Here is a 24,434-nt window from a genome sequence, read left to right as displayed (position 1 = left end):
CGTTATGTATGCATTCCTGGACGCAACGCTCAATAACGTCTAGGATCGAAGACGTCACCAGGAGGTGGAGACGTGAGTGGTTACAGGATCGAACGTGAACTGGCCGAGCTCGGCGAGAACGTGCGCGGTTGGCGGATGGTGCTCGGCCTGAAGGCCCAGCAGGTCTCGGAGCGCGCAGGGATCTCCCGCGCCACGCTGTACAAGATCGAGAAGGGCGACCCGGGAGTGAGCTTCGGGAGCGTCGCTCAAGTGCTCCGCGCCCTCGGCATCCTCGAGCAGACAGTGACCGCCACGGACCCTCTCGGCAGCGACATCGGCCGCCTGCGGGCCGAAAGACTGGCCAGGAGGCGAGCGCGATGAGCACCGAGACGACCCTTGAGGTGCATCTGGAGGACGCACGGGAGACGTCCCTGGTAGGTCGGGCCCACTTCACACGCCATCGGGGACAGGTCTCCACCACGTTCCTCTACGACCCCGACTACCTTGCCCGGGGCGGCATGAGCATCGACCCTGCACTCCCCCTGGTCACGGGTGCACAGCACCAGGTCGGTCTCGTCCGCGCCTTCGGCGACGGCGCTCCCGACCGCTGGGGACGGGGGCTCATCGAGCAGGCGGAGCGGGCACGTGCCAGGACTGAGCACCGGGCACCCCGACGGCTGGACGACCTCGACTATCTTCTCGGAGTCAGTGACGACACCCGCCAGGGTGCTCTGCGCTTCCGGCGGCCCGACAGCAGTACGTTCCTCGGTCCACCCGCTACGGTGCCGGCCCTCATCTCGCTGCCGACCCTGCTGCACGCCTCCGATGAGCTCGCAGCCGGCGACGACTCGTCTCGCGCCGTGAAGCAGCTGCTGGACACCGGCACGACGGGTCTCGGCGGAGCGCGCCCCAAGGCGTCGGTGCGGCTCGAGGACGGCTCGCTCGCGATCGCGAAGTTCCCGCACGGCGGCGACCAGTGGGACGTCATGGCGTGGGAAGCGACGGCCCTCGACCTCATGGAGAGGGCTGGGATCCGAACCCCCACCAGGCGTCTCACCCGGGTCGGTGACCGAGGCGTGCTGCTGCTGCGGCGCTTCGACAGGAGCTCAGAGGGCCGGAGGATCGGCTACATCAGCGCGATGACCGCGCTGGGCGCATCCGATGGGGATCATCGCGACTACACCGAGATCACTGAAGCAGTACGAGATCTGTCGGCGTCACCACGCTCGGATCTCAGCGAGCTGTTCGCGCGAGTGGTCACCAGCGTCCTGGTCGGAAACACGGACGACCACCTCCGCAACCATGGCTTCCTGTCAGTCGGCGATGCGTGGACACTCAGCCCAGCGTTCGACGTCAACCCGACCCCGGACCCGTGGCGATCACGTTCGACCACGATCCTGGGTGCCGATGCGCTCCCCGACGAGGCCGAGGTCCTGCTGGACTTCGCTGAGGAGTGCGACGTGACCGCCGCGCAGGCTCGCCGCTCGATCAGCTCGATCACCACCGCCGTGAGCGCATGGCGCGGGGTCGCGCGCGGCAACGGGATCACCGAGCAGGAGATCGCCCGCATGGCCGAGTCGATGGAACCGAGGATGCGAGCCGTCGCTGCTGCTGCCGGGTGAATCACTGAGGAGCGATCGCGGCGTCCGATCATCGCGCGACGAATCTCGAGTGCGGCGAGAACTTTCACTCCCGCAGACCCGTGGGTTCCAGGGGCCGCAGGAGGCCGTCGACGTCCGCGCGAGAGACGCGGACATTGCAGCGCACCGCACGCTTCGGGGAGATGTCGTAGGCCTGGAAGTTGCCAGACAGGTCGGGTCGTGCCGGATCCCTGCCAGCACTAGGCAGGTCAGCGAGGGGTCATGAGCGCTGTTGCGAATCTCGTCTGGCACGACAAAAGGGCCGCTGATCCGGCGTTTCGCCTGATCAGCGACCCTTTTCGGCCGGCGGAGACGAGAGGATTTGAACATCTCATCTAATATGTTCTGACCTGCCCTTTTGTGCGATTGTGTGACGTTCGTGCCAGCTACGTGCCAGATCATTCAAGCCCGGGTGACATTCAGACGTCCAGTCGAGGCGGCCGTGCCAGATCGAGTCCACCGCTTGCGCTAGTTCAGGATAGGCACTCACCGACTCACGCTGCCGCTCCCTCGTCGCCATCGAGTGCCTCCCGCAGCTCGGCCGCCTCGGCCTGACACCCGGCACGCGTGAGAGCCCCGACGGCGGCCCGCGCCGCAACCGTGACTCTCCGGATCGCGGAGCGCAGTGCCGCGATCTCCTCCAGATCTTGACAAGCTTCGACGCCGACCCACTCTCGTCGGAGGTCCCGAGACTGGCGCTCACCCCGCTCGTCATCCAGACGGATGTCCAGGCTCCGCTCCTCAGACCCACGCTCCGAGCGACTCCCGACATTCGCGAGCAGCCGCCGGAGATCCCGCTCTTCCTCCTGCACCTGCAGGATGACCCGATCCGGGTGCCGTTTCGCGAGCGCCTTCGCGACCCGCAGAGCAACAGGCCACGGAGCGACAGTCACCTCAGCATCGACAAATGTCAGGTCGTGCCCCGTAAGCTCATTGCTCGCAATCCCTGCGACCCTGCTGAGACGGTCAACCGCTTCGATCCGCAGGCAGGGGTATTCCGACCCAAGTGATGCGACGTCCGCGTCCACAAGACGGTCGAGAAGCGCGTCGACCGCCTTGGCCTCGGGGGACTCCCACCTCGGGCCGTAGTCGAAGTATTCCGGTCCGAGCTGCCGAAACGCCTTCCGGCGTTCTTCCTCGGCTACGAAGGACTCCACCTCGCCCCAGGGCACCTTGAGCCAGTTGGGCGACACCCACTCCTGCTCCCCGCTCGAGGCATCGACACCGTGCCGAATCACCACCCGTTCAGGTCGCGTTTCGGAGTCTCGGCGGACGACAGTGACGGGCGTCAGTGCGTCATCCCGGCGGGCTCGATACGCCCACACCTCTCCCGCTTCAGCTTCCAGCCCCCGCATCGCGTTCTTCATCACACGCCTCCCACTGTCCGCTTGGACCGATGATCGCTCGAGTCTCACCTGTTGCACCGCATTCTTTCACGCAAGACGGAGAAGAGGCAGATTCAATCAACATTGTGGTTGGCCGTGATCAATAATCCGCACGAAAATCGCAATCGACACGAACGACGAGAGCGCTTGCAAAATCGACATGACGGTGACCTTGGGTCACTTCTTGATTTCCCGCTCCCGTTCGCGAGGACCCCGGATCACCGTGATCGCGCCCAGCTCTGCCGCGGGCCTCACAGCCGCTGAGATCGAGCAGGTCACGACCCTCGTGCGTCCGCAGCGCCGCATCGCGGCCGCCGCCTGACCCCACCCGCTCTTCGAGCGCCCCTGACGGTTCCCCGGGGCGCTGTACGTTGCCGCCTACCCAGGCCTGCCGCACCACTCTGAGGAACCTTCTACCCTCACGACCTCGTGCGAGCCCGCGGGCTCCGTCCTGGTCATCCAGCAGTACCCGACCCCTGGTCATCATCCGTTTCGTGCCGCACAGAGTGCGACCCCGCCAGCTCGAACTGGCAGGGTCGCGGCGGCGCGAGTCACCACCGTCAAGAGGAAATCTCACGCCATGAGCGATGCTACCAAGATCTGGGTGCGCGCTCCCGCGAGCGGGAGAAGAGGCTGAAGGAGCGGATGGAGAAGAAGCGTCTGGCGGAGGAGAAGGAGCGCTGAGCCCCGTTCACCGCACAGCGCCCGGCGTCTCTCCGAGGCACCCGAGCACGCGCCGGTGACCGCACCGCTGGCAGATCCACGTTCGGTGCCCGCCCATGAGGGTGTCGCGCCGGCAGGCGCAGGCGAGCCAGCCGATCATGTTCTCGGCCGTGTCGCACACCGGGCACGGCGTCGGACGCTGCTCGGCCCAACCGGTGTCTGTGCGCGTCATCGGCGGGATGAGCTTCTTCCCGTCGTACTCGCTGATCGTCTCCCCCATCGTCATGGGGCCAGTGTGCACCCGCAGGCGGACAATCGAGCAGAGCGAAGGCCCCGAGGGAACGTTCCCTCGGGGCCTTCGTGATTGCTGGGCGCGCAGCGTTACCTGGCGGCGATCTTCGAGGTCTTGGCAGACGTCTTCGAAGTGGTGGCGTAGCCGCTCTTGGTGCCTGTGACCTTGACGGTGATCTGCTTACCCTTCTGGGCCGTGGCGAGCGTGAGGGTCGGCTTGGTGGCCCCCTTGATCGCGGTGCCGCTGGCGTACCACTGGTAGGCGAGCTTCGTACCCGAGGTCCACGTGCCCGCCTTCGCGGTGAGCTTGCGGCCCACGCGAGCCGTGCCAGAGATCTTCGGCGTCGCCGCCGTCAGGGCCTTCGCCGGCACCTTCGCGGTCGCCTTCGACGTCTTGGCCTCGGGAGAGTACCCGGACTTCGTCCCCTTCACGGTGACCGTGATCGGCTTGCCGATCTGGGCTGAGGTGACGGTGAACGTCGACTTGGTCGCCCCCTTGATCGCGACACCGTTCGCCTTCCACTGGTACGAGAACTTGGTGCCGCTCGTCCAGGTTCCCGGCTTCGCCGTCAGCTTCGATCCCACCTTGGCGCTGCCCGAGATCGTCGGCGTCGCCGTCCTCAGTGCCCTGCCGACGCTGAAGCCCCAGGGCGTGTCCGCGCCAACCAGCGCGTCTTCGTATCCGGGCTTCGTGGCAGTGATGAACACGCCGAGCGAGCAGTCCACATACTTAGCAGAAATGTGAAGGGTGGGGCCGTGGACATCCTTGATTTCGCCGTCCCTGCCGGGGCCGTCGAAGTAATACCACTCATAGGTGAGCTTGGTTCCAGCCGGCCATTTGCCGGGATTAACCGTGATCGACTTCCCCACGGTCATGAACCCCGACAGAGTCGGAGTGGGAAGCTCGAAGGTGCGAAGCGGAGCCGCCTGCGCCGCTGGTGCAGCACGAAGTGCTGTCGCACCGGCGAGGATGACGCCGGGCAGGAGGGCGAGGGTGCGACGGGAGAAGCGGGGCTTCCCGGCGTCGAGAGGGACGTGCTGCAGGGATTCGTTGATCGTCATGACTGCTCCTGTGGAAGGGGTTCGAGAAGCCTTCCGGGTGGAGGGCTCCAAGGGTGTTTCTAGGGTGGAAAGTGGGTCCCGGTGCACTCACCGCCGTGCGGCGATCTTCGACGTCTTCGCGGAGGTCTTCGTGAGGGTCGTGTAGCCAGACTTCCGGCCGGTGATCTTCACGGTGAGCTGCTTGCCCTTCGCGGAGCTCGGGACGACGAGCGTGTACTTCGTCGCGCCCTTGATGGCGACGCCGTTTGCGTACCACTGGTAGGTGCGGGTGGTGCCGGCCGTCCAGCTGCCCTTATGGGCGGTGAGCTTCGAGCCGGCGCGCCGGGTACCGGTGATCGTGGGCGTCGAGCCCTTCAGCGTCTTCTTGGTGCTGCCGCCCTTGACGACGCCTCTCGAGAACTCGTACTCGTAGGGCGTATACCCCTTCGCGGTGGCGCGGAACTTCAGCGTCAGTTTCTTGCCGGCGGCCGAGTTCGGAATGCTGAACTGGGCCTTGGTCGCCCCCTTGACGTCCTTCCCATCGAGACGCCACTGGTACTTCACGTTCGCGCCCTTCGGCAGCGATTGAGGCACGGCCGTGATCAGCGAGTCGAAGAACGTGTAGTACCCCATGCTGATGTGCATCGCACGCAGCGCGACGCGGCCGAGCGACCACACCGCGCTGTCGGTCTCGTACCCCTTCGCCGTGGCGACGGTGTGCAGCGAAAGCGTCTTGCCGGCGGCCGAGGTCGGGATGCTGAAGGTGGCCTTGGTCGCGCCCTTGACGTTCGCACCGTTGAGCCGCCACTGGTACTTCACAGCCGCGCCCTTCGGCAGACCCGTGAGCGAGGCTGAGACGCTCCCACCAGCGTGCATCTTCCCGTCGACACTCGCAGACGCGGAGTACGACAGGTAGACGTACATGGAACGCAGGCTGGAGCCAGCGGCACTCGCTGTGCTCTCGCCGCCGAGCGCCATCGCTCCCCCGAGGAGGACGCCGGGCAGCAGGGCGAGCGTGCGGCGCGAGAAGCGCGGCTTCTCGGAGGCGAGGGGAACGTGCTGCAGGGAATCGTGGATGGTCATGCCAGCTCCTGTGGAGAGAAAGGGGTGGTGGGTACGGTGCGAGTCAGAGGGGTCGTCAGGCCCAGAGCGTCTCGACGGTTGTCGATTTCGGCAGGTCGCTGAGCGACTGCCCGGTGCCGAGCACGAGGCTGATGCAGCCGGGGTGGTTCTTCTCGTGGGAGAGGATCGAGTCGTTGTCCTCGGCCCAGGTCACGGTGCCCTCGTAGGTCGTTCCCTGGTGCTCGAACCGCACGCGCGCTGCGCCGCGCAGGGCATTGACGTCGCCGGCCTGGATCATGCTCATGACGCGGCCTCCTCGGTCTTGTCCTTGCCGGTGGGCGACTCGTGCAACCAGATCGCGCGGTCCAGCGCCCGCGGCTCGACGCCGAGCTCACGAGCAGCGTCCGTCACCAGCTGAGCCGCACGACCCGCGGTCACCTTCTCCCCGACCGCGCGACCGAGGAATCGACGGACCATGACGTCCGGCTTCGTGAGCGTCCCGACGCCGACGTTCATGCACAGGTAGTTCCACGACTGCGACCCCAGCCCCTTGGCGACCACCCAGGCGCGGCGGACGCTCGCGTCCTCGTGACGATCCCGCAGCTGCTCTGCGGTCGTCACGCCGAGCGCCTCGAGGTTCGTCAGGGCCTCGCGGATGCCGTTCGGGCGCAGGCTCCGCGTGCGCGGCAGCGGGGTGCGATTCTCCAGCACGTCCCGGGCGAACCTGTCCGGGCCGCCGGCGGCATCGATCGCCGCGATGAGATCAGGGCCGGAGTCCTTCTCGGGATCCGCGCCCTCGGTGATCCTGTGGGCGCGGTAGCGGCGCAGTACGCCCCGGACGGAGGTGCTGCTCGCGCGCAGCGAGTACGCGGAGTTCAGGGCGCACAGCGCCAGGGAGTCGCGCATCTCCACCGGCGCTCCCCAGGTGTCGGGGTCGCCGAGCTCTGTGCGCACGGCGTCGAGGACGCGCCGCAGAGGATCGATCGTCATGTCCGAAATATACCGGCAGGTAGGGACATTCGGGGATGGGTCGGACGGTCTTGTTGCGTCGTTCAGGCCTGATCGCCCGAGAGTACCGATCGCGTCCTCCGGCTCGTACTGCGACTTTGCCGTTCGGGCGGCTGCAGATCGTGCTTGCCCAGCAGCCAGTGCACCCATGTGGGGCCGTGACCGAGCGCCCGCGAGAGCGTCGCCATCGGGATGCCGTCGTCGACGAGCACCAGACAGCGCGTCGCGACCTGGAGTCCTTCAGGTCCACCGAGATCCAGGTACCCGGGCCGTGACCGAGGTGCCGGCGGGCACGCCTCCAGCAGTCGACGGAGTTCTGCGAGCTCGGTGTCGGTGGGCATTCTGCGCGCAGCGAGCCTCGGGTACCGCGTCACCGGCGGCCCCTGCTCGCTCTCGAGCGCCGTGCGCACCGCCGTCCTCGAACAGCCGAGCGCCCTTGCGATCTCATCCAGGGTCTCCCCCGCCTCACGCCGGCGCGCGACCTCCGCGGGATCCGCGACCGGCTTCTGGCCCCAGCGACGGAACGTCACGGGGCAGCGCTGTGCGACCAGACGCTGGATGGTGCCCGGGTGGAGATCGAGCTCGAGCGCGATCTCGCGCCAGGACTCCCCTGCCTCGTAGCAGTCATGGGCGTCCGCTGCGATCTGAGCGCGCTGCTCCTCGGTGAGGCGTCCGCGCATCGCTACCTCCTCCGCTGAGGGCCCCAGATCATCGGCAGCGCCTAGTGATTGTCTTGCGCACGGTGCACGATGGCCACATGACTGTCGTGTCCCTGTCAGAGTTCCGCCGCCGACTGAGCGACCTTGTGGCCTCGGCGCAGGTCGAGCCCGTCGCCCTCACGTCCCGAGGCGGCGTACGTCGAGCGGTGGTCGTCTCGCCGGAGTTCTACGACCGGGCCATCGAGGCTCTCGAGGACAAGATCGACGCCGAGGCTGCCGCTGAGGCCCGCAAGGACGGTGGATCAATCAGCCACCGCGATCTGATGGCTGAACTCGAGCTCGTCAACGCTTATCGGCGATGAATGCGTCGATGTCGAGGGTCTCGGGTGTGCCGTTCGCGTCGCCAACCATGAGCGATGACCGCAGGGCGCGCTTCTGGTTTTCGTGCTCCTCGAGCAACTGCAGACCGGCATGGACCACATCGCTCGAGGTGCGATAGCGCCCCGAGGCGGCCTCTTCGGCAAGGAAGCGTACGCAGTGGTCGTCCAGGCTGACGGAGAAGTTCTGGGCCATGGGTCGAACGTACCTCCCGACACTTCTGGTCATCGTCTGGCGAGGTTAACTTAGCTCGACGCGTTCGATAGACGAGGCATCGGGGGCGGTCTCGTCTCGCAAAAGTGATGTCCACGGGACGCAGTCCCTTCATTCTGTCAACAAGTTGCAGGTCACGCTCGCCAGCGTTGCACCATGTGCGAAAGGAGCCGCCCCGAGGTCGGTGCCCCTTGCACATGGCGCTCCAGTGGCGATCAATCAGGCATCAGCTGTGGCTACGACGAGGTTCGGACAGCCAGTGTCGCGGTAGTATCGGGTGCCACCGTGGCGGTGGCCCGCACCGCTGCCGAGTCGTACGCGGAGACGATCTCCGACTGGTAGCGGAAATTCTCCGCGTTCAGTGTCACGTCTTCGATCATGTCTCCGGGTCGGAGGCAAACCTGGAGCGTGACGGTGAGCGCGTCGGAGGTCCGGTTCGTGACGGCCACGCTGGTGTCGTCGGCGCTCAGATCGATGGCTCCGCCGCGGAATTGCAATCCGGTCCAGGAGTAGCGCTGCCAGGGGGTGTAGGGCGCGAAGGTCAGCGTGCGGGCGTCGTGGTCGCGGGTCACGCCCAGCACGTCGTGGACCATGAAGCTGACGAACTCGCCGGCGCACCAGCCGCATTTGCCTAGGCCGCGTTTGACGCGGCTCGGCTCGGTCTCTGCGTGCTTGAAGGGCCACCACCAGAATGACCCGTCGAGGTCGGTGGTTTCGCGAATGGCCCGGAGCGCGGCCGCGAGCTCGGCACGCGTCGCCGCCATGGAGAGCATATGGATGTGCCCTGGGTAGGTGACGCCGTTGTAGTCGTCCCAGTCCCAGAAGTCCACGCCGCCGGTGATGCGCGAGTAGTACGGGTCCCGCGGGCTCTCCGCCCACCGGGCATGGGCACGGACTCGGTGGTCGTCGCGGGGAGCGAATCCGTACACGGAGGCCAGCGTCAGGTCGCTCTCTTCCCCGTCGTGGGCCCGGACGTACTGCCCGTCGGCGTAGATGCCTTCGACGAACATCTCCTCGCCGTCGACGACCCGCACGCCGCGCGCCGAGATCGCCTCATGCAACTCCTCCGCTAGGGCCCTGAGCTCGTGCGCGACCTCCGTCCCGAGGGCATCGGAGAAGTCGTCAGCGAGGGCCGTGGCTGCCCGCCAGGCGAGGATGTTCGATCCGATGTGAAAGTCTCCGCGAGAGGGACCGTCGGAGATGTACAGGGTCCTGTAGAGGCCCATGCGACCGGGGCGCTCGGCCAGAAGCGTCTCTCCGAGCTGGCGCGCGTGCTCGATCACGTACGTGGTGGCGTCATCGAGCGCCTGTCTCCCGTGGCGCTGGATGAACAGCGCGGAGAGCACGATGGCGAGGCAGGCGTTGCCGAGGGAGTGCTGCAATCCTGTGGCCTCGGGGTTGATCTCCGCCTCGCGCTCCCAGGGTCGCTCGGGAAGGCCGTACTTCGCGAGGAAGTCGATGGCCCTGCCCGCGAGTCGGGGCTGCGAGTCGAGCAGGCCGAGGGCCGCGTAGCCGAAGTCGCGGGTCCAGACGTCCGGCAGCGGGTTCGCGTTGGAGCCCCAGAAGGACCCTGCCGCGGTGCCGTCGGGCAGGAGCAGCATCGATTGGCGGGCGAGTTCGCTGGCCCTCGTGAGGACTTCGCCGATCCAGGGGTCCTCGGGCACGTCGAGTGTTCCAAGGGAGCCGACGTGGCTCGTCACGGATTCCTCGCGGGAACGGGCGATGTCCTCGACGGAAGGCGCGGACGGGCGTGGCTGCCCGGCGGAGTCGCGGTCGAGTCGGATCACCGCGCCGACGCGGCGCGCGGCCCCGGGCGCGAGTCGGACGGCCAGCTCGCCTGCGCTGCTGGCTCCGTCCTCGCCGACGAGGACGACGACGGGGTTAAGGGGCGGAAGGTCGTGGACGGGTCCGGCGTCGATCTGCGGGCGCACCGTCACCTCGCGGTCCTGGTCAGTGTCGTTGCTCAGGGTGAGCAGTGCGTGGATCTCGGCGGGGGCGGGGTCCCCGGTGGGCGCGAACACTTCGCGACGCACCTCGATCCCGTGGCCCCGCTGTCGGAACACGGGGATCACCCGATCGCGGAACTCGAGGCTGCCCTCGGAGAGGTCGAGCACTCGCTCCCCGTCCGGCGTGGCGGCGAACACGCCCAGGTCGATGCATCCTTGCCAGAAGCTGAGCTGCTTGTGGATGTACACGCCGGGAATCGCGCGGCCGCGAACGTCTTCGATTCCATCAGCGGCGACGGCGCGGCGCAGGCGTCCGGAGGCGTCGAGGGCCCCGAGGACGGCGTTGTTGGAGACGTCGACGCTGAAGGGGTAGTCCGTCTTCCGGGCGTGCACCGCCTCGGGGTCGAGGGCAGCGGGCCAGGACAGTCCGGCAGCGCTGAATAGGCTGGCTCGGTCTCGCGCGGCGCGGCGCTCGTCGTAGCCCAGCGCGGCGCTGGCGGTGAGTGGAGCAGGGGCAGTCATGGAGGGGGTTGTGCCTTTCGATGCGTGTTTCGGGGAATGGCCGGGAGGGGAGCTATTTGCCTCCGGTGAAGGTCACTCCCTGGACGAAGTACTTCTGAGCCAGGAAGAAGAGCAGCACCACGGGCAGGAGCACCATGGTCGCGGCGGCCATGAGTAGGCCCCACTGGCCCGTGTACGCGCCCTGGAACGAGGCGAGGCCCACCGCCAGGGTGTAGTTCTTCTGGCTGTTGAGGTAGATGAGCGGACCCAGGAAGTCCTTCCAGGTGTTGACGAAGGTGAAGATGACGACCACGAGGACGGCGGGCTTGGCCAGGGGCATGACGACCCGCCACCAGACCCACCACGGCGATGCGCCGTCGACGTAGGCGGCCTCGTCGAGCTCGTAGGGGATGTTGAGGAAGAACTGGCGGAGCATGAAGATGTAGAAGGCCCCTTGCATGCCCGCTCCGCCGAAGAACGCCGGCGCGATCAGCGGGACGAAGGTGTCGATGGCCCCAAGGTTCTGCCACATCCAGAAAGTCGGGATGATCGTGACCGCATACGGAAGCAGCAGCGTGCTGATCGTCAGGCCGAAGACGAGGTCCCTGCCCCGCCAGTGCATCCGTGAGAAGCTGAAGGCGGCCAGGGAACAGCTGAGGATCATTCCGACCAGCACGCCGGCTTCGACGATGATCGTGTTCAGGAGGTACCGCCCGAAGGGGACGGTGGTGAAGACCTCGGCGTAGTTCTGCGGGAGCCACGGGTCGGGGATCCACTCCGGGGGGCTCGTGAAGATCTGCTGGTCGCCCATGAGCGAACTGCGCACGAGCCAGACCAGGGGCAGTACCGTCGGAACGATGCCGAGAATGAGCACCGTGTAGAGGACGATCGCTCGGGTCTTCTTCGACTGTCGGTGCGAATTCATCGCGCTCCTCCGATGCCGTAGTGGACCCAGCTGCGCGACCAGCGGAAGAGCAGCAGGGTGAAGATTCCGATGAGGACGAAAACCACCCAGGCGAGGGCGGAGGCGTACCCCATCATCGAGTTGGTGAAGGCGGACCGATAGAGGTAATAGACGATGAAGAGCGATCCGTTGTTCGGTCCGCCGTTGGTCATGATGTAGGCCTGGTCGAACGTCTGGATCGTCGCGACGAGGCTGGTGACGAGGTTGTAGAAGATGATCGGCGTCATGAGCGGAAGAGTGATGTTGCGGAACGCGTGCCACCAGTTGCCGCCGTCGAGACTGATGGCCTCGTAGAGGTACTCGGGGACGTCCTGCAGGCCCGCGAGAAAGATGACCATGATGTTGCCGAATCCCCAGACCGTCATGAGCACGAGCGAGGGAATGACGGTGCGCTCGTCGAAAGTCCAGTTGGACGTCGACATCCCCACCGACCGCAGGATCTCGTTGAACAGTCCGAAGTCGGGGTTGAACATCCAGTTCCACAGCACGGCGTTGGCGACGATCGGGACCAGGGCGGGCAGGTAGTAGATCGTGCGGAACAGCCCCTTCCCGCGGACCCGTGCGTTTAGGAGGAGGGCGACGCCGAACGCGACCACCAGCAGCAGCGGGACGGTGAGCAGTGTGTAGTAGAGCGTGACCCACAGGGACTTCCAGAACAGCGGGTCGGCGCTGAACAGCTCGGTGTAGTTGTCCAGCCCCACGAAGCTCGGCGACGCACCGATCTGCCAGTCGGTGAGGCTGATGACGAGCGAGGCGATCATCGGGCCGAACATGAACACGACGAGGCCGATCATCGTCGGCAGCGCCATGAGGAGGCCGGTCTTGGCCTGCCAGCTGCGGCGGTTCATCGCTTCTCCATCGGGTTGGGGTACGCCCCGGCGAGGAGCGGCTGGATCTTGTCGCGCAGCGATGTGCAGACGTCTGCTGCGCTCTCGTGGCCCTGCTGGATCACCTCGATGGCGGGGAAGAGCACGTCGCGGATGCGCGACATGTTGCGCAGTGTCTGGACGAAGCTGGTCACTGTGTTCGTCTGGAGGTAGTCCATGACGGCGGTCCTGAACTCCGGCGGATGGTTTTCGTTGTCCGTCCAGAACGCGATGTCTTCGGGCTCGGTGTAGTACTTCATGTCCAGGGGGAGCCAGAGTCCCGACGTGAACAGCTCGGGGAGCGCGCGGGGGTCGTTGTGGTGGACGTAGAAGTCCGTAGCCTCCTGCGGGATCGGGGTCCTGTTGTTGATCATCGTGCAGCCCGAGAACTGCAGCGAGAGGGTCTCCTGGTGCTTGGGGTGGACCCCGATGCCGTAGTCGATGTTCTGCTGGTTGAGGTTGAGCATCGTCCAAGTGCCGTCGAAGGCCATCGCGACCTTCCCCGATCGGAAATCGGCGCTGGTGTCCGATCCCGAGGATCCACCGGGCTTCGGGATCGGGGCGACGTGGTGGAGGTGGATGAGGTCCTGGAGGTGCTGGAGGGCCTCGATAGCCTCCGGCGAGTCCAGGGCGTACTCTGTGCCGTCCTTCGTGGTCAGGTCGCCGCCGTTGGCCCGCACCATGGCGTACCAGGCGTTGGAGTTGAAGAACCCGGAAACGCCGTACTGGGCGACGTGCGAGGGGTCGAAGCCGTTGTCCTCGGGATGTCTGCCCTCGGCGTCGAGGGTCAGCGCCCTCGCGTTGTCGACGAACGTGTCCCAGTCCCACGCCTCTTTGGCGGTCGAGGGCGGATACTGGACACCTGCTTCGTCGAACGCGGGCTTGAGGTAATACAGGCAGTTGACGGTCAGCCCGGTCTCGTTTCCCAGACACTTGCCGTCATCCCAGAAGTAGTAGGAGCCGGGGAAGCGGTTCGCGAGCTCGGGGTGGGTGTCGAACGCTGGGAAGAGGTTGTACGCCAGCCCTCGCTCGGCGAGGTTATAGGCCATGTGCTCGTGGGAGTAGAGCACGTCGGGCGCTTCGCCGGCCGCCACGAGGACGTTGAGCTTCGTGTCGTACTGATCGTTGCTGCCCGGCGTGAACCGCGGAATAGTCGGTACATCGTATTGCTGTGAGAACCCATCGAGCATTTGGCGCACGATCTGGTCCTCGTAGGTCGATCCCCAGTACATGAAAGCCAGCGATTTGCCGGAACCGGCTGTCGTGCGGCTGCCGGCGCATGCCGAAAGCGGTGCGGCCGCCGATGCCGTGAGGCCGAGCGCGCCCGCTCTGATCAGGCCCCGGCGGGACAACCTCGCCGGCGGGCTGGCCCCGGGTGGAAGGCCGAGTGAGTTGTGCATCGTCACGACGTTCTCCTTTGATGTCGTTGTGCGGCCCCGCCGACGAGCGGAGGCCTCTTGATCGCGTGGATCAGTGCGCTGGACCCACTGATCCACGGGTAATCGGGGGGCATGGGACGAGCTGCTTCAGCGATGGACCGCCGTATCCGTGGACGCGGCGGATCGCGGTGCGCGCGGCCCATTCGCCCATCTCGCGGTGCGGGAGTCGCACGGTGGACAGGCCGGGGCTCAGCGAGTTCGCGACGCCGTCCTGGTCGTCGAAGCCGATGACGGACAAATCCTCCGGGATGCGGAGCCCGCAGGACGCCGCGGCGTGGTAGACGGCCACGGCTATGCGGTCGGAGAAGCAGAAGACGGCGGTGGGCGGCTCCGGACCTGCGAGCAGGCGCGCGGCTGCGTCCTGGCCGTCGACGGTCTCGGGGCCGGGGGCGGTGGCGATGTAGCGGTCCTCGGTTTCAAGGCCGGCCTCGGTGAATGCACGGCGATAGCCGGCAAGGCGCTGCGTCTGCGCGTACTCGAAACCGGTGTGGTCGAGGTTCAGGAAGGCGACGCGCCGGTGCCCGGCCCGGAGGAGATCGGTGACGGCGGTGAATGCCCCTGCTTCGTCGTCGGGCAGAACTGCGTCCACGCGGCGGTGCTCAGCGTCTTCGGGGTGGGGGATGGCGCTGAGTGCGATCACGGGGATCTGAGCGGGGACGTCTGGGATTCGGACATCCCGGGGGTAGTCTGCGGCGACGATCAGGGCGTCGACGTCGCGCTGGATGAGCGCTTTGATGGCGCGGACGTTACGGTCGCTGTGATGGCCCGTGTCCACGACCATGAGCAGGTATCCCTGCCGCCACGCGGCTTCCTGCGCGCCCGCGAGCATCTGACCGCTGAAGGGTATCGAGGCGACGCCCTCGGCGAGCACCCCGATGGTTTTCGAGCTGCGAGTCTTCAGACCCCGGGCGAGCATGTTGGGCATGTACCCCATGTCCTCGGCGACCTCGCGGATCCGGGCAGCGGAGACGGCGTTGACCCGGCCGTCGGCCCGGCCGTTGAGGACGAGGGAGACGGACGACGGGGAGACACCGACGCGCTCTGCAATGTCCTGCAGCCTGGTTGCCATGCGTCCCTCCATTGGTCGGTTAGTCGGGAAGGTATGGACGGCAAAGGTTTGCCGCAACGGGCCAACGGACTCGCTTCGGCAACATCTCCGCCTCACCCTCAGGGGCGGGAGTCGTGCAGGGCCCGCGCATCCGCTCCGGGTGCGCGGGCCCTGGGCTCCCGATGCTCAGTACCGGCTGGCGCTGGTAGAGATCGTCGTCCCGCCGAACGCGGCGGACCCGTCGACGACGTCGAGCACGACGGCGGTGCCCGCCGGGTTCTCGAAACGCGTGCTGAGGGCGACGTCGTCCACGTAGAGCGTCGCGATGTCCTCGTCCAGCAGCAGCTGCAGGCGGTGCTCCTGGCCGTCAGCGAGGTCCGGCAGTGGGCGCTCGAGGCCGCGGTTGTCGAGCTGGCCCCAGGGCCAGTTGGGGCGCTTGTCGAACTCGAGGCGTTGCTCGTCCACGATCATCGAGAACTGGTAGCCGACGTCGGTCGCGGTGTCCTCGCCGAAGCGGAGGTTGATCTCCCGAGTGCCCGGCGCGACCGTCAGCGTCGTCTCGAGCAGGCACGGCTGGGGCACGGAGTCGGCGAGAGACCGCTGGGCGAGGCCGTCGCTGCAGGAGACCGCGAACGGGGCGACGGTGGTCGCGGAAGATGCGGTGAGGTGTGCCTGCACGGCGTCGGGGATCTTCACGCCTAGGGTGCCGTCCTCGCGCGCGATGACCTGGTGGATCAGGAGGGTGCCGCCCCACTGCCAGGTCTTGGTGTCGTCGTCGTCCCAGCGTGTGGCGACCCAGCCGACGAGGTAGCGGTGCTCGCCGTCGGACACGGAGCGCGCCGCGTAGTACGGGCGTCCGTCGAAGGCGTCGTCCCCGGTCGCTTCCCACGGCCCGTAGAGAGAGCGAGAGCGACGGTAGATTGTCTTGGATTTGTCGCTGTACTCGGTGACGAGGTGGTACCACCAGTCGCCTTCGCGGAACACGTCCGGCATCTCATGCATCGTGAACAGGCCCGGGGCCCAGAAGTCGCCCTGGAACTCCCAGGTCTCGTGATCGGTCGAGGTGAAGTAGACCGTCGAGCCACTCAGCCGGGTCTTGGGGCCGGCCTTGCGGGTTCCGAGGATCATCACCCAGTGTCCGGCGTCCTCGTCGTAGACGACCCAGGGGTCGCGCCAATCGTCGGGGTCGTATCCCTCCTGCGGGGCGACCAGGGACTTGTCGGTCTTGCGCCAGTGGATCAGGTCGTCGCTCTCGGCGATCATGAGGACCTGCGACGGCTTGCCCTCGGCGGCGAAGTGGTCGCGGTTGAAGCCGGTGTACATGGCGTAGAAGGTGCCGTCTGCCTCGAAGACGGAGCCGGCGTAGATGAACTGGTCCTGATCGTGCTCCCCGCCGCGGACGATCGCGTCGCCGAGGTCCTCGTACTCGACGAAGTCCGTGGTGCGGGCGAGGGCCCAGCCGAAGGGCTCGCAGTCCGGGAGGGGCCCGGGGTCGCGGCCGTCGCGCTGGTGGAACAGGTAGAACGCGCCGTCGTGGAAGAACGGCATGCAGTCCCCGAACCAGGTGCCGGGGTGCTGGTAGTGGATGTCGGGCATGGTGCGGGTCAGTCCTTCGATCGAGTAGAGGGCATCGGGCTGGAGCTTCGGCTCCGTGAGGACACGGCGGGAGTGCCGTGCCCGGGTCATATCCGCGTGCCGCCGAGGCTTGAGGCGAACACGCGCTGGAAGGCGAGGAAGACGATGACGGTGGGCAGCGAAACCAGGAGCGCCCCGGCGAGGACGACGGGCGGGCCGACGGTGCCGTAGTTACTCTGCAGGCCCGCGAGCGCGGCCATGACGGGGCGGATCTGCTCGCTGTAGCTGAGGGTGATGCCGAACAGGAGCTCGTTCCACACCCACACGAACTGGAAGATGAACGCGGCTGCGAGAGCCGACCTGCTTAGGGGCAGGTAGAACCGTGTGAAGACCCGCCACCAGTTCGCTCCGTCGAGCTGTGCCGCCTCGGCGATCTCCGGCGGGATGGTGAGCATGTGGTTGCGCATGATGAAGAAGGAGAAGGGGATGCACGTGGCGACGTAGATCAGCAGCAGCCCCAGCCGCGAGTCGTAGAGCCCGGTCTCGGCGTAGCCGGTGAACAGCGGCCGCAGGAACGCCTGCGCGGGGAACAGGGACCCGGCGTAGATGAGCCAGAACCAGAGGACGCGCCGGCCGCCGGGTATCGCGGTGAGCGCAAACCCGGCGAAGGCGGCCACGAGGACGGCGAGGCATCCGGCGACCACGGCGTAGGCGAGGCTGTTGAGCATCGACGGGCCGAGCTGCGCGGCGTTCCATGCTGCGGCCATGTTCTCGAAGATGGCCACGCCGCCTGGCAGCCAGCGGACGTCGCCGGTGTATGCATCGTTGGGGGTGAAGGCATTGACGACGATCAGGTAGGTGGGGACGAACCAGATCAGCGCGAGCAGGACGACGACGAGGGATCGAAGGGTCTTCACGGGATGCTCCTCAATGCGTGCGCAGCTGCTTGCGCAGGTAGGCGACGGAGACGGCGACCACGATGATCGTCAGGACCACGGCGATGGCGGCTCCCGACCCGGGCCGTTGGAGGACGAAGCTCTGCCAGTACATGGACACGGCGAGGGTCTCGGTGGCGCGTCCGGGGCCGCCGTTGGTGAGGACCCAGATCAGGTCGAAGGACTTCAGGCCGTTGGCGAGGCTGATGCCCATCACGACTGCGGTCGAGGCGCGCAGCTGCGGCACGACGATCAGCCGGAATCGGCGGATGCCGTCGACGCCGTCGAGCGCGGCAGCTTCGATGGTCTCTCGCGGGATGCCCTGGAGTCCGACCAGGTAGAGGATGACGGCGACCCCTGTGGCTTGCCAGGAGTTGGCGATGATGAGGGCGATTGTGTTGCCGGGCCAATTCAGCAGCCAGGGCTGGGCAAGGGACTCGAGGCCGATGCCGCGCAGCAGCGAGTTGAGCGCGCCGTCGTCCTGTAGGACGAAGTTCCACACCACAGCCACTGCCGTGCCCGAGAGGGCGTAGGGCAGAACGATCGCGAGGCGGGCGTACTTGCCCCACGGGACGGAGTTCGTCAGGGCGGCGATCGCCAGCCCCAGACCCACGGGGATGACGACGGTTCCCACCAGCCAGAACAGCGTGTTGACGCTGGAACGGACGATCACCGGATCGGTGACGAGGCGGGCGTAGCTGGACAGGCCGGCGAAGCCCGGTTCGACCACTGCGTCGTCGAGGAGGCTGCGCCCGACGGTGAGCGCGAAGGGCAGCAGCGCGAGCAGGCCCACGACGACCACGGCCGGAGCGAGGAACAGCAGGCGCGGCCTGCCGCGGACCACCCGGTCACGGCGACGCTGAGCGGACAGTGCCTCGCCGCGGTCGGTCAGAGCGCTCATCGGGTCGCCTCCTGCCAGTAGGACCATTCGGAATCGGCCTTGCGCTGGAGGGACTCCAGCACGCCCCGCGGGTCCGAGGGGTCGGCCATGAAGCCGCCCAAGTCTTGCGTCACTCCCACTACGAGTGGTGGCGGTGAGTTCTCCCAGTACCGGTTGACGACCTCGAAGCCTTTGCCGAGGATCGTCTCCTTGATGCGCTGGCTCATCGGATCGGACCAGGTGACCTTCGGGTTCGCGCTGGATCCGTTGAGGAAGTCGGACCAGGGCTCCTGCACCTGCGGGGAGAGCCAGGACGCCAGAGCCTCCGTCGCCTCGGCGCGGTGGCGCGAGCGGTCGGGGACCACGAGCCCCGCGATCTCTGTGACCACCGTCGGGGACGGGGCCTGCACGGCGGGGAGGAGGAATGCGTCGAACCCGGTCCCGGGGGCCATGCCCGCGAGCTCCATCGACTGGGTGCTCCAGCTGACCGGGGTGGGCTGCATGCCGATGCGGCCGTTGGCGAGCATGGATGGGAAGTTGTCGCCGACCGAGTCCGCGCTTGTGTGTAGCCCGTCTCGGATCATGCTCTGCCACAGCTCCATCAGGCCCGTCGCCCGGTCGTCCAGGAAGGAGGCCTCGTTTCGGCACAGTGCGCGGTACCAGTCGGCGTCGTAGGCGGAGGCCAGCATGCTGAACCAGTTCGCCACGGGCCAGATGTTCATCTGCGTGGTGCCGATCGGCGTTACGCCGCCCTTCTTGAGCGCTCTGCACACCGCGAGGAACTCGTCCCACGTGCCGGGGGCTTCGAGGCCGAGGCGCGCGAAGACCTCGACGTTGTAGAACATGGCGTAGTAGCCCTGGATGAGGGGCATGCCGTAGATGCCCCCGTCGTACGTGAAGTCTTGCCGCATGTCGTCGTCCAACCAGCCGGCTGCGACCGACGAGTCCCAGGCGCTGCCGAGATCGGCCAGCGACCCGGTTCGCGCGAGGTCCTTCATTCGGTAGCCGCTCCCCCACTTGACGAGGTCCGGCGGGTTCTTCGTCTGCAGCAGCGAACGGATCACCTGCTCGTAGGAGGAGGCATTCGGGATCGTCTGCGGGGACATGCCCCATCCCGATCGCCTGCGAAGCGCGTCGCCGGCGGCGCGGTAGCCGGGCTCCCACGACGCGGCGTCGTTGAAGAACTGCAGGTCGCTGGCGGAACCCGTCTCCGTCGCACCGCATGCGCTCGTCATGCCTGCGAGGCCCAGGGCCCCGGCGGCCAAGAAGCTGCGTCGTCGCATGCTCCCTCACTTCCTCGTCAATGGCCTCGACGTCATCTGAGGCGGCTGCACCCGAACACATGACATCCTTGTCTCAAGTCTCGAAGAGACTGCCGCCCAAGACCAGTGACGAAGACGCGGATAGACGGCCGTCAACTGGACTTAGGACGTGATGAGGCAGGTGGGAGGACATGACAACGGTGACATCTTTCAAGGTCGCCCCTGAGGTATCTTGCCTGTTCGAGACTTCGTGCAGAGTCCGCCCATGAACCGGAATCGCCCAGCGACCATCCGAGACGTCGCCGAGCGGGCGGGCGTAAGCACCAAGACGGTCTCACGCGTGATGAACCGGGACGGGTACGTAGCTGACGGCACCCGCACGCGAGTACTCACCGCGATCGCGGCGCTGTCCTACCGGCCGAACCCGGCCGCGCAGAGCCTGCGGCGGGCGAGCTCCCGCTCGATCGCGGTGGTGGTCGAGGACATCTCCGAGCCGTTCGCCGCCCAGGTGACCCTCGCTGTAGAGCACGCCGTGGACGACGGCACCGTCGTCATCGTCTCCTCGAGCCTGGGGGATCCCGTGCGCGAGGCCGAGATCCTCGCGACGCTCGCCGCTCGCCAGATCGACGGCGTGGTCCTCGCTCCCACGCGTACGCCTCGGCCGCGTCTCCTGCGCTGGATGGGCCGGACCGCAGTGGTGTGCGTGGACCGCCCCCTGCCCGGTGAGCGCACCGACGTTGTCCTGTCCGACAACGCCCGAGGCATGCAGGACGCCGTCGAGCACCTGCTCGCCCAGGGCCATCGACGGATCGCCTACGTCGGCGACGCCCCAGAGGTGTTCGCCGAAGCCGAGCGGCTGCAGGGGTACCGGGCGGCGCTGGCCCGCCACGGGGTGACGGAAGATCACGCGCTCATCTACGAGCGCCGACCCGACGCTGAACGCACGCGCCAGCACCTCGCCTGGCTCGCCCAGCTCCCCCACCCGCCGACGGCCTTCGTCTCCGGCAACTCCCTGTCCACTCTCGCCATGATCCGCGCCGGCTTCGATGCTGGAGCCGATTCCTTCATCGCCTTCGACGACTTCCCCCTGGCCGAAGTGGTGTGCGGTGGAGTGAACGTGGTCGCCCAGGATGCCGCTGCCCTCGGCACGGAAGCCACGCACACGCTCCTGAGGCGGATTGCCAATGACGACGCGCCGGTGAAGGAGTCCCGCATTGCGACACAACTGATCCTGCGGTAGGAGCCGAGGGCTGATAGATGGTCCGACACGTCGGCCGATTTCGTCGCCAGCTCCCGCTGCGGTGCCCAAGCTTTGCGTCAAGCGATTGACGCTTCTAGCTTTCCTCGCGAAGGGATTTGCGGCGATCTCGGCAGTCCGCCGCAGAGGTCAGCGGTCTCTCCTCGCCCCTTCCGGAGCCGATATTCCGGTAGCCCTGGGCACGATTACTACGTGAGAAGGAGCGCCACGTGCTCGACGTGTTCGACCCGATCCGCATGCAGCGCGGCATTTCGTCCCGCGCTTTCAACGCCGAGAACCCGCAGGGTCTCAGAGGGGCGGCAGCGCAGGCCGCTTCGGTCCTGGGCGTCGGCCGCAAGGGAGCACCAGCGGTCAACCTTAGCCCCGGTCAAGAACTGGTCCTGGCGGATGTCGAGGGCCCCGGGATCATCCGACATATCTGGATCACGTGCAATGCGATCACCGAGGCGGATCCGTTCGTGTACCGCAATCTCGTGCTGAAGATGTACTGGGACGACTCGCCGGTCCCCTCCGTCGTGGCCCCGCTGGGGGACTTCTTCTGCTGCGGCGGCGCGGTCTCCAGCCGGGTGGAGTCTTTGCCGATCGTGGTCGCGCCGAACTCTGGTTTCAATTCCTACCTCGCTATGCCGTTCCGTACTCGGGCGAGGGTCGTCGTCGTCAGCGAGCATCCCGACACAGTGAAGGGGTTCTTCTACCAGGTCGATGCCACCACCGGGGACGAGGTCGGCGAGGATTCCGGTTACCTCCACGCGCAGTGGCGGCGTTCCAACGGGGACCTCGGCGCAGGCAATGACCACGTCGTGCTGGACACGGTCCGGGGGCGGGGAGCATACCTAGGCACCTTCTTCTCGGTGACGTCCTTGGAGCGCTACTGGTGGGGCGAGGGCGAGATCAAGTTCTTCGTGGACGGGGATGAGCAGTGGCCCTCGCTGGCCAGCACCGGACTCGAAGACTACGTCGGTGGGTCCTGGGCGTTCCAGGACGGCCTGCACAAGAACCCTGAGCCGGTGCCGATCACGTACTCCAGTCACTCCTTCGGCCTCACCCGCGTCGCCACGAAGGAGACGACGATGTTCTCGAACTATGAGCGCAGCATGCCACCGCAGTTCGACATGTACCGCTGGCATCTCCTTGACCCCATCCACTTCGCCGACGATCTGCGGGTAACGCAGCAGATGATCGGCGATTCGGACACCGGCCTGTTCGAGCGTAACGACGACGTCGCCAGCGTCGCCTACTGGTACCTCGACCGCCCGATCGGCGTCGGCGGAAGGATCGGATCTCCGCAGGAGCGCAGACCGAGGTAGGCGGCCGCGACCCAGGCCCCATGGCATTCCCGAGAGACTCCGGTTTTCCGTGACACGCGTCCTCGAATACCGCGGCCTCGTTCTGCGAGCCACGACGTCACCCCCCCCCACAGGCAACACCCACGCAGAGAGGACCCACCATGCACAAGGGAGACGAGCAAGAACCTGGCGCGTCCGCACTGGTCATCGGCGAGTCGCTGGTCGATGTGATCCTTGACGCGGAGGGACGCCGATCGGTCCATCCTGGAGGGAGTCCGCTGAACGTAGCCGTCGGCCTGGGTCGGCTCGGCCTCCCTACCCAGCTCGCGACGTGCATTGGCCGCGACCCGAACGGCGACCTCGTCCGAGGCCACCTCGCCGAAGCTGGAGTAGCAGTGCATTCGGGCAGCTCGGCATCGGACCGCACCGCGACTTCCCGCGCGACCCTCGACGCCGACGGATCAGCGACCTACGAGTTCGACGTCGAGTGGCAGCTCGAGGAGTTCTGGACTGGGGACCCACTTTTGGTGCATACGGGCTCTCTCGCAACTATCCTCGACCCCGGCGCGAGCAACGTCGAATCCATGCTGGGTAGCCTCTCTCCCTCCGTCCTCGTTACCTTCGACCCCAACATCAGGCCATCGCTTACTCCCTCCCGCGAGGCTGCGCGACGCCAGACGGAGGGCTTCGCCTCCCTGGCCCACGTCGTAAAGATGAGCGAAGAGGACGCCTCCTGGCTCTACCCCGGCAGGAGCAGGAACGCTATCGCCGAGCAGTACGCATCGCTCGGAGTCACCTTGTTCGTCCTTACCCGCGCCGAGCGCGGATGTAGCGTCGCATCCGGTGATGTCTTCCGCGACATCCCTGCTGAGCCGGCAGGCGTTGCCGACACGGTCGGAGCCGGCGACGCCTTCATGTCCGGGCTCATCTACGAGATCATCCGCTCCGAGGGCATCGAGAAGCTGATAACCCGGAGAGCGGATCGCGAGTTCATCGAAACGTGCGCCCGGACCGCGCTCCGAAGCGCGGCGATCACGGTGTCCCGACCCGGCGCAAACCCTCCCAGCCGACACGAGCTAGACGCGTTCGGCGACCTTGTGGATCAGTCGAACGCGCCAGCTACCTGGTAGCTCGGGAATGGTTCGTAACGGCTAGCCAAAGACCTCCACATTCCCCACGCCACTCTATGTGGCGCACTTGGGGATCTTCTCCGCCCACGTTGAGGACGAGCGCCGATGCCCCGGTCGCGCCCGCCTGACCCGCGACGGGTCGGCAGTGGAGCAGCTCGCCGGGTCTGAGCGCTTTGACCCCGGTCCTGCGCCGATCTCCTGAATGGTCGCCTGATCCGACGCCCTTCGAGGTGACAATTGATGCATGCGAGCAGGACGACGCGAAGGATTCGAGATCGAAGGTCACGATTTCACTTGCCGGGTTCCGGCGAACACGCGGACCGAGGAGAACTGTGAGTTGGCCCGCGTCCTGTCGGAGAAGCGGGTCCAATACCAGGGCACCACGCCCTGGTGCTGTGCTGCACTCGACGTACGATGCCGACCACGCCGCCGAGAGCGTGGAGGTCATCGGTCCCAGAGCCCAACATCTGCAAACGCAGGACTTCGAGAAGAGAGCCGGGAGCCTCTTCACGAAGCCGGCTGGTGGCGGTCAGGAGATCGAGATCAACGTGCTGATGCCACAGGACGGCAGCTCGTGCGGCATCCGCCCGAGGAACGTCCCCGGTCTCGGGCATGTCGATACCCTGCCCGAGCTCACGTTCGCGTTGTCCGGATCAGGCCTCATACTGGACGTGTCCGCTGACCTGCTGGACGGCTCCTCCATCGAGTTCCGCACGCGGATCCCGCGACTCGAGGTCGCCGTGTTGCTGAAGGCCCACAGCTGGAAGGCACGCAGACTCTCTGATCCGAAAGACCTCGCCGACCTGAATTCTCTGATGGAGATCCGGCAAGCGCACCCGACACACCCTGGGGGCTCGATAGGGTCCCGCTGCGCGGCTACAGCCTCGACGGCGCGGCTGCTGCATGAGCTCGCAGGCACCCTCTCGAGAAGGTCCAGCTCGATGCCGGTGCCCAGCCACGTGGGGCGGGCTCGCATGGCAGCGCGCATCGCACAGCACATCGCGAGGCCCTGATCGCCGCGTCGG

24 protein-coding genes are annotated in these 24,434 nt (G+C 66.7%); 7 read left to right on the top strand and 17 right to left on the bottom strand.

Translation table 11 applies throughout. The annotated features are described in order from the left end of the window. Positions 1–72 precede the first annotated feature (72 nt). Together FHG10_RS01420 and FHG10_RS01415 are read left to right on the top strand one after the other, a co-directional pair. Positions 73–360 (top strand): helix-turn-helix domain-containing protein, encoded by a 288-nt coding sequence (locus tag FHG10_RS01420; protein WP_152351549.1) that lies wholly within the window; start codon positions 73–75, stop codon positions 358–360. Beyond that, positions 357–1,601 carry a type II toxin-antitoxin system HipA family toxin gene (locus FHG10_RS01415; RefSeq protein WP_152351548.1) on the top strand — a complete coding sequence of 415 codons (1,245 nt, stop codon included), beginning with the start codon at positions 357–359 and terminating at the stop codon, positions 1,599–1,601. The genes FHG10_RS01420 and FHG10_RS01415 overlap by 4 nt, the downstream gene beginning before the upstream one ends. A 512-nt stretch (positions 1,602–2,113) precedes the next feature. On the opposite strand, the gene FHG10_RS01410 is transcribed toward FHG10_RS01415, so the two are convergent. From FHG10_RS01410 to FHG10_RS01380, 7 genes are all read right to left on the bottom strand, one after another. Beyond that, on the bottom strand, positions 2,114–2,986 hold the full coding sequence (locus FHG10_RS01410) for a hypothetical protein (RefSeq protein WP_152351547.1): 873 nt from the start codon (positions 2,984–2,986) through the stop codon (positions 2,114–2,116). Positions 2,987–3,695: 709 nt separating this feature from the next. Beyond that, on the bottom strand, positions 3,696–3,953 hold the full coding sequence (locus tag FHG10_RS01405; protein WP_152351546.1) for a hypothetical protein: 258 nt from the start codon (positions 3,951–3,953) through the stop codon (positions 3,696–3,698). A gap of 95 nt (positions 3,954–4,048) precedes the next feature. Then, positions 4,049–5,020, bottom strand: a complete 972-nt coding sequence (locus tag FHG10_RS01400) for a hypothetical protein (protein WP_152351545.1) — start codon at positions 5,018–5,020, stop codon at positions 4,049–4,051. Positions 5,021–5,107: 87 nt separating this feature from the next. Continuing rightward, on the bottom strand, positions 5,108–6,082 hold the full coding sequence (locus FHG10_RS01395) for a hypothetical protein (RefSeq protein WP_152351544.1): 975 nt from the start codon (positions 6,080–6,082) through the stop codon (positions 5,108–5,110). Between the two features lie 55 nt (positions 6,083–6,137). Beyond that, positions 6,138–6,365 carry a hypothetical protein gene (locus tag FHG10_RS01390; RefSeq protein WP_152351543.1) on the bottom strand — a complete coding sequence of 76 codons (228 nt, stop codon included), beginning with the start codon at positions 6,363–6,365 and terminating at the stop codon, positions 6,138–6,140. Beyond that, a complete protein-coding gene (locus FHG10_RS01385; protein WP_152351542.1) occupies positions 6,362–7,051 on the bottom strand; it encodes a hypothetical protein in 690 nt (229 codons plus the stop codon). Before FHG10_RS01385 ends, FHG10_RS01390 begins: the two co-directional genes overlap by 4 nt. 62 nt (positions 7,052–7,113) lie before the next feature. After that, entirely contained in the window at positions 7,114–7,749 is a 636-nt protein-coding gene (locus FHG10_RS01380; RefSeq protein ID WP_152351541.1) for a helix-turn-helix domain-containing protein, read from the bottom strand. Between the two features lie 77 nt (positions 7,750–7,826). Here FHG10_RS01380 and FHG10_RS01375 point away from each other — a divergent pair, with 77 nt between their 5' ends. Next, entirely contained in the window at positions 7,827–8,090 is a 264-nt protein-coding gene (locus FHG10_RS01375; RefSeq protein WP_152351540.1) for a type II toxin-antitoxin system Phd/YefM family antitoxin, read from the top strand. On the opposite strand, the gene FHG10_RS01370 is transcribed toward FHG10_RS01375, so the two are convergent. From FHG10_RS01370 to FHG10_RS01325, 10 genes are all read right to left on the bottom strand, one after another. Continuing rightward, on the bottom strand, positions 8,071–8,301 hold the full coding sequence (locus tag FHG10_RS01370) for a type II toxin-antitoxin system ParD family antitoxin (RefSeq protein ID WP_152351539.1): 231 nt from the start codon (positions 8,299–8,301) through the stop codon (positions 8,071–8,073). The genes FHG10_RS01375 and FHG10_RS01370 overlap by 20 nt on opposite strands. A 254-nt stretch (positions 8,302–8,555) precedes the next feature. Beyond that, positions 8,556–10,787, bottom strand: a complete 2,232-nt coding sequence (locus FHG10_RS01365) for a type 1 periplasmic-binding domain-containing protein (protein WP_152351538.1) — start codon at positions 10,785–10,787, stop codon at positions 8,556–8,558. A 52-nt stretch (positions 10,788–10,839) separates the two neighbouring features. After that, on the bottom strand, positions 10,840–11,691 hold the full coding sequence (locus FHG10_RS01360) for a carbohydrate ABC transporter permease (protein ID WP_152351537.1): 852 nt from the start codon (positions 11,689–11,691) through the stop codon (positions 10,840–10,842). Next, positions 11,688–12,578, bottom strand: coding sequence for a carbohydrate ABC transporter permease (locus FHG10_RS01355; RefSeq protein ID WP_152351536.1), 891 nt, complete (start codon positions 12,576–12,578; stop codon positions 11,688–11,690). Before FHG10_RS01355 ends, FHG10_RS01360 begins: the two co-directional genes overlap by 4 nt. Beyond that, complete coding sequence (locus tag FHG10_RS01350; protein WP_227488012.1) at positions 12,575–13,996, bottom strand: extracellular solute-binding protein; 1,422 nt, start codon at positions 13,994–13,996, stop codon at positions 12,575–12,577. Before FHG10_RS01350 ends, FHG10_RS01355 begins: the two co-directional genes overlap by 4 nt. A 70-nt stretch (positions 13,997–14,066) precedes the next feature. Beyond that, positions 14,067–15,104: a LacI family DNA-binding transcriptional regulator gene (locus FHG10_RS01345; protein ID WP_152351534.1), complete on the bottom strand. Its 1,038-nt coding sequence runs from the start codon at positions 15,102–15,104 to the stop codon at positions 14,067–14,069. A 165-nt stretch (positions 15,105–15,269) separates the two neighbouring features. Then, entirely contained in the window at positions 15,270–16,769 is a 1,500-nt protein-coding gene (locus FHG10_RS01340; protein ID WP_227487966.1) for a glycosyl hydrolase family 32, read from the bottom strand. Continuing rightward, a complete protein-coding gene (locus FHG10_RS01335; protein WP_227487965.1) occupies positions 16,766–17,575 on the bottom strand; it encodes a carbohydrate ABC transporter permease in 810 nt (269 codons plus the stop codon). Before FHG10_RS01335 ends, FHG10_RS01340 begins: the two co-directional genes overlap by 4 nt. 10 nt (positions 17,576–17,585) lie before the next feature. After that, positions 17,586–18,494 carry a carbohydrate ABC transporter permease gene (locus FHG10_RS01330; protein ID WP_227487964.1) on the bottom strand — a complete coding sequence of 303 codons (909 nt, stop codon included), beginning with the start codon at positions 18,492–18,494 and terminating at the stop codon, positions 17,586–17,588. Then, complete coding sequence (locus FHG10_RS01325) at positions 18,491–19,756, bottom strand: ABC transporter substrate-binding protein (protein ID WP_152351531.1); 1,266 nt, start codon at positions 19,754–19,756, stop codon at positions 18,491–18,493. Before FHG10_RS01325 ends, FHG10_RS01330 begins: the two co-directional genes overlap by 4 nt. Before the next feature lie 244 nt (positions 19,757–20,000). Between FHG10_RS01325 and FHG10_RS01320 the strand changes: the two genes are divergently transcribed. The 4 genes from FHG10_RS01320 (at position 20,001) to FHG10_RS01305 (ending at position 24,422) form a co-directional block, all read left to right on the top strand. Next, on the top strand, positions 20,001–20,975 hold the full coding sequence (locus FHG10_RS01320; RefSeq protein ID WP_152351530.1) for a LacI family DNA-binding transcriptional regulator: 975 nt from the start codon (positions 20,001–20,003) through the stop codon (positions 20,973–20,975). A gap of 227 nt (positions 20,976–21,202) precedes the next feature. After that, entirely contained in the window at positions 21,203–22,300 is a 1,098-nt protein-coding gene (locus FHG10_RS01315) for a glycoside hydrolase family 172 protein (RefSeq protein WP_227487963.1), read from the top strand. A gap of 140 nt (positions 22,301–22,440) precedes the next feature. Next, positions 22,441–23,409 (top strand): carbohydrate kinase family protein, encoded by a 969-nt coding sequence (locus FHG10_RS01310; RefSeq protein ID WP_152351529.1) that lies wholly within the window; start codon positions 22,441–22,443, stop codon positions 23,407–23,409. A gap of 395 nt (positions 23,410–23,804) precedes the next feature. Beyond that, entirely contained in the window at positions 23,805–24,422 is a 618-nt protein-coding gene (locus tag FHG10_RS01305) for a hypothetical protein (protein ID WP_152351528.1), read from the top strand. Positions 24,423–24,434 lie beyond the last annotated feature (12 nt).

It is taken from the genome of Brachybacterium subflavum, assembly GCF_009299795.1.
Lineage (GTDB): Bacteria > Actinomycetota > Actinomycetes > Actinomycetales > Dermabacteraceae > Brachybacterium > Brachybacterium subflavum.
The sequence above is the reverse complement of the archived record's forward strand: the minus strand, read 5'-3'. Positions and strand labels throughout refer to the sequence as shown.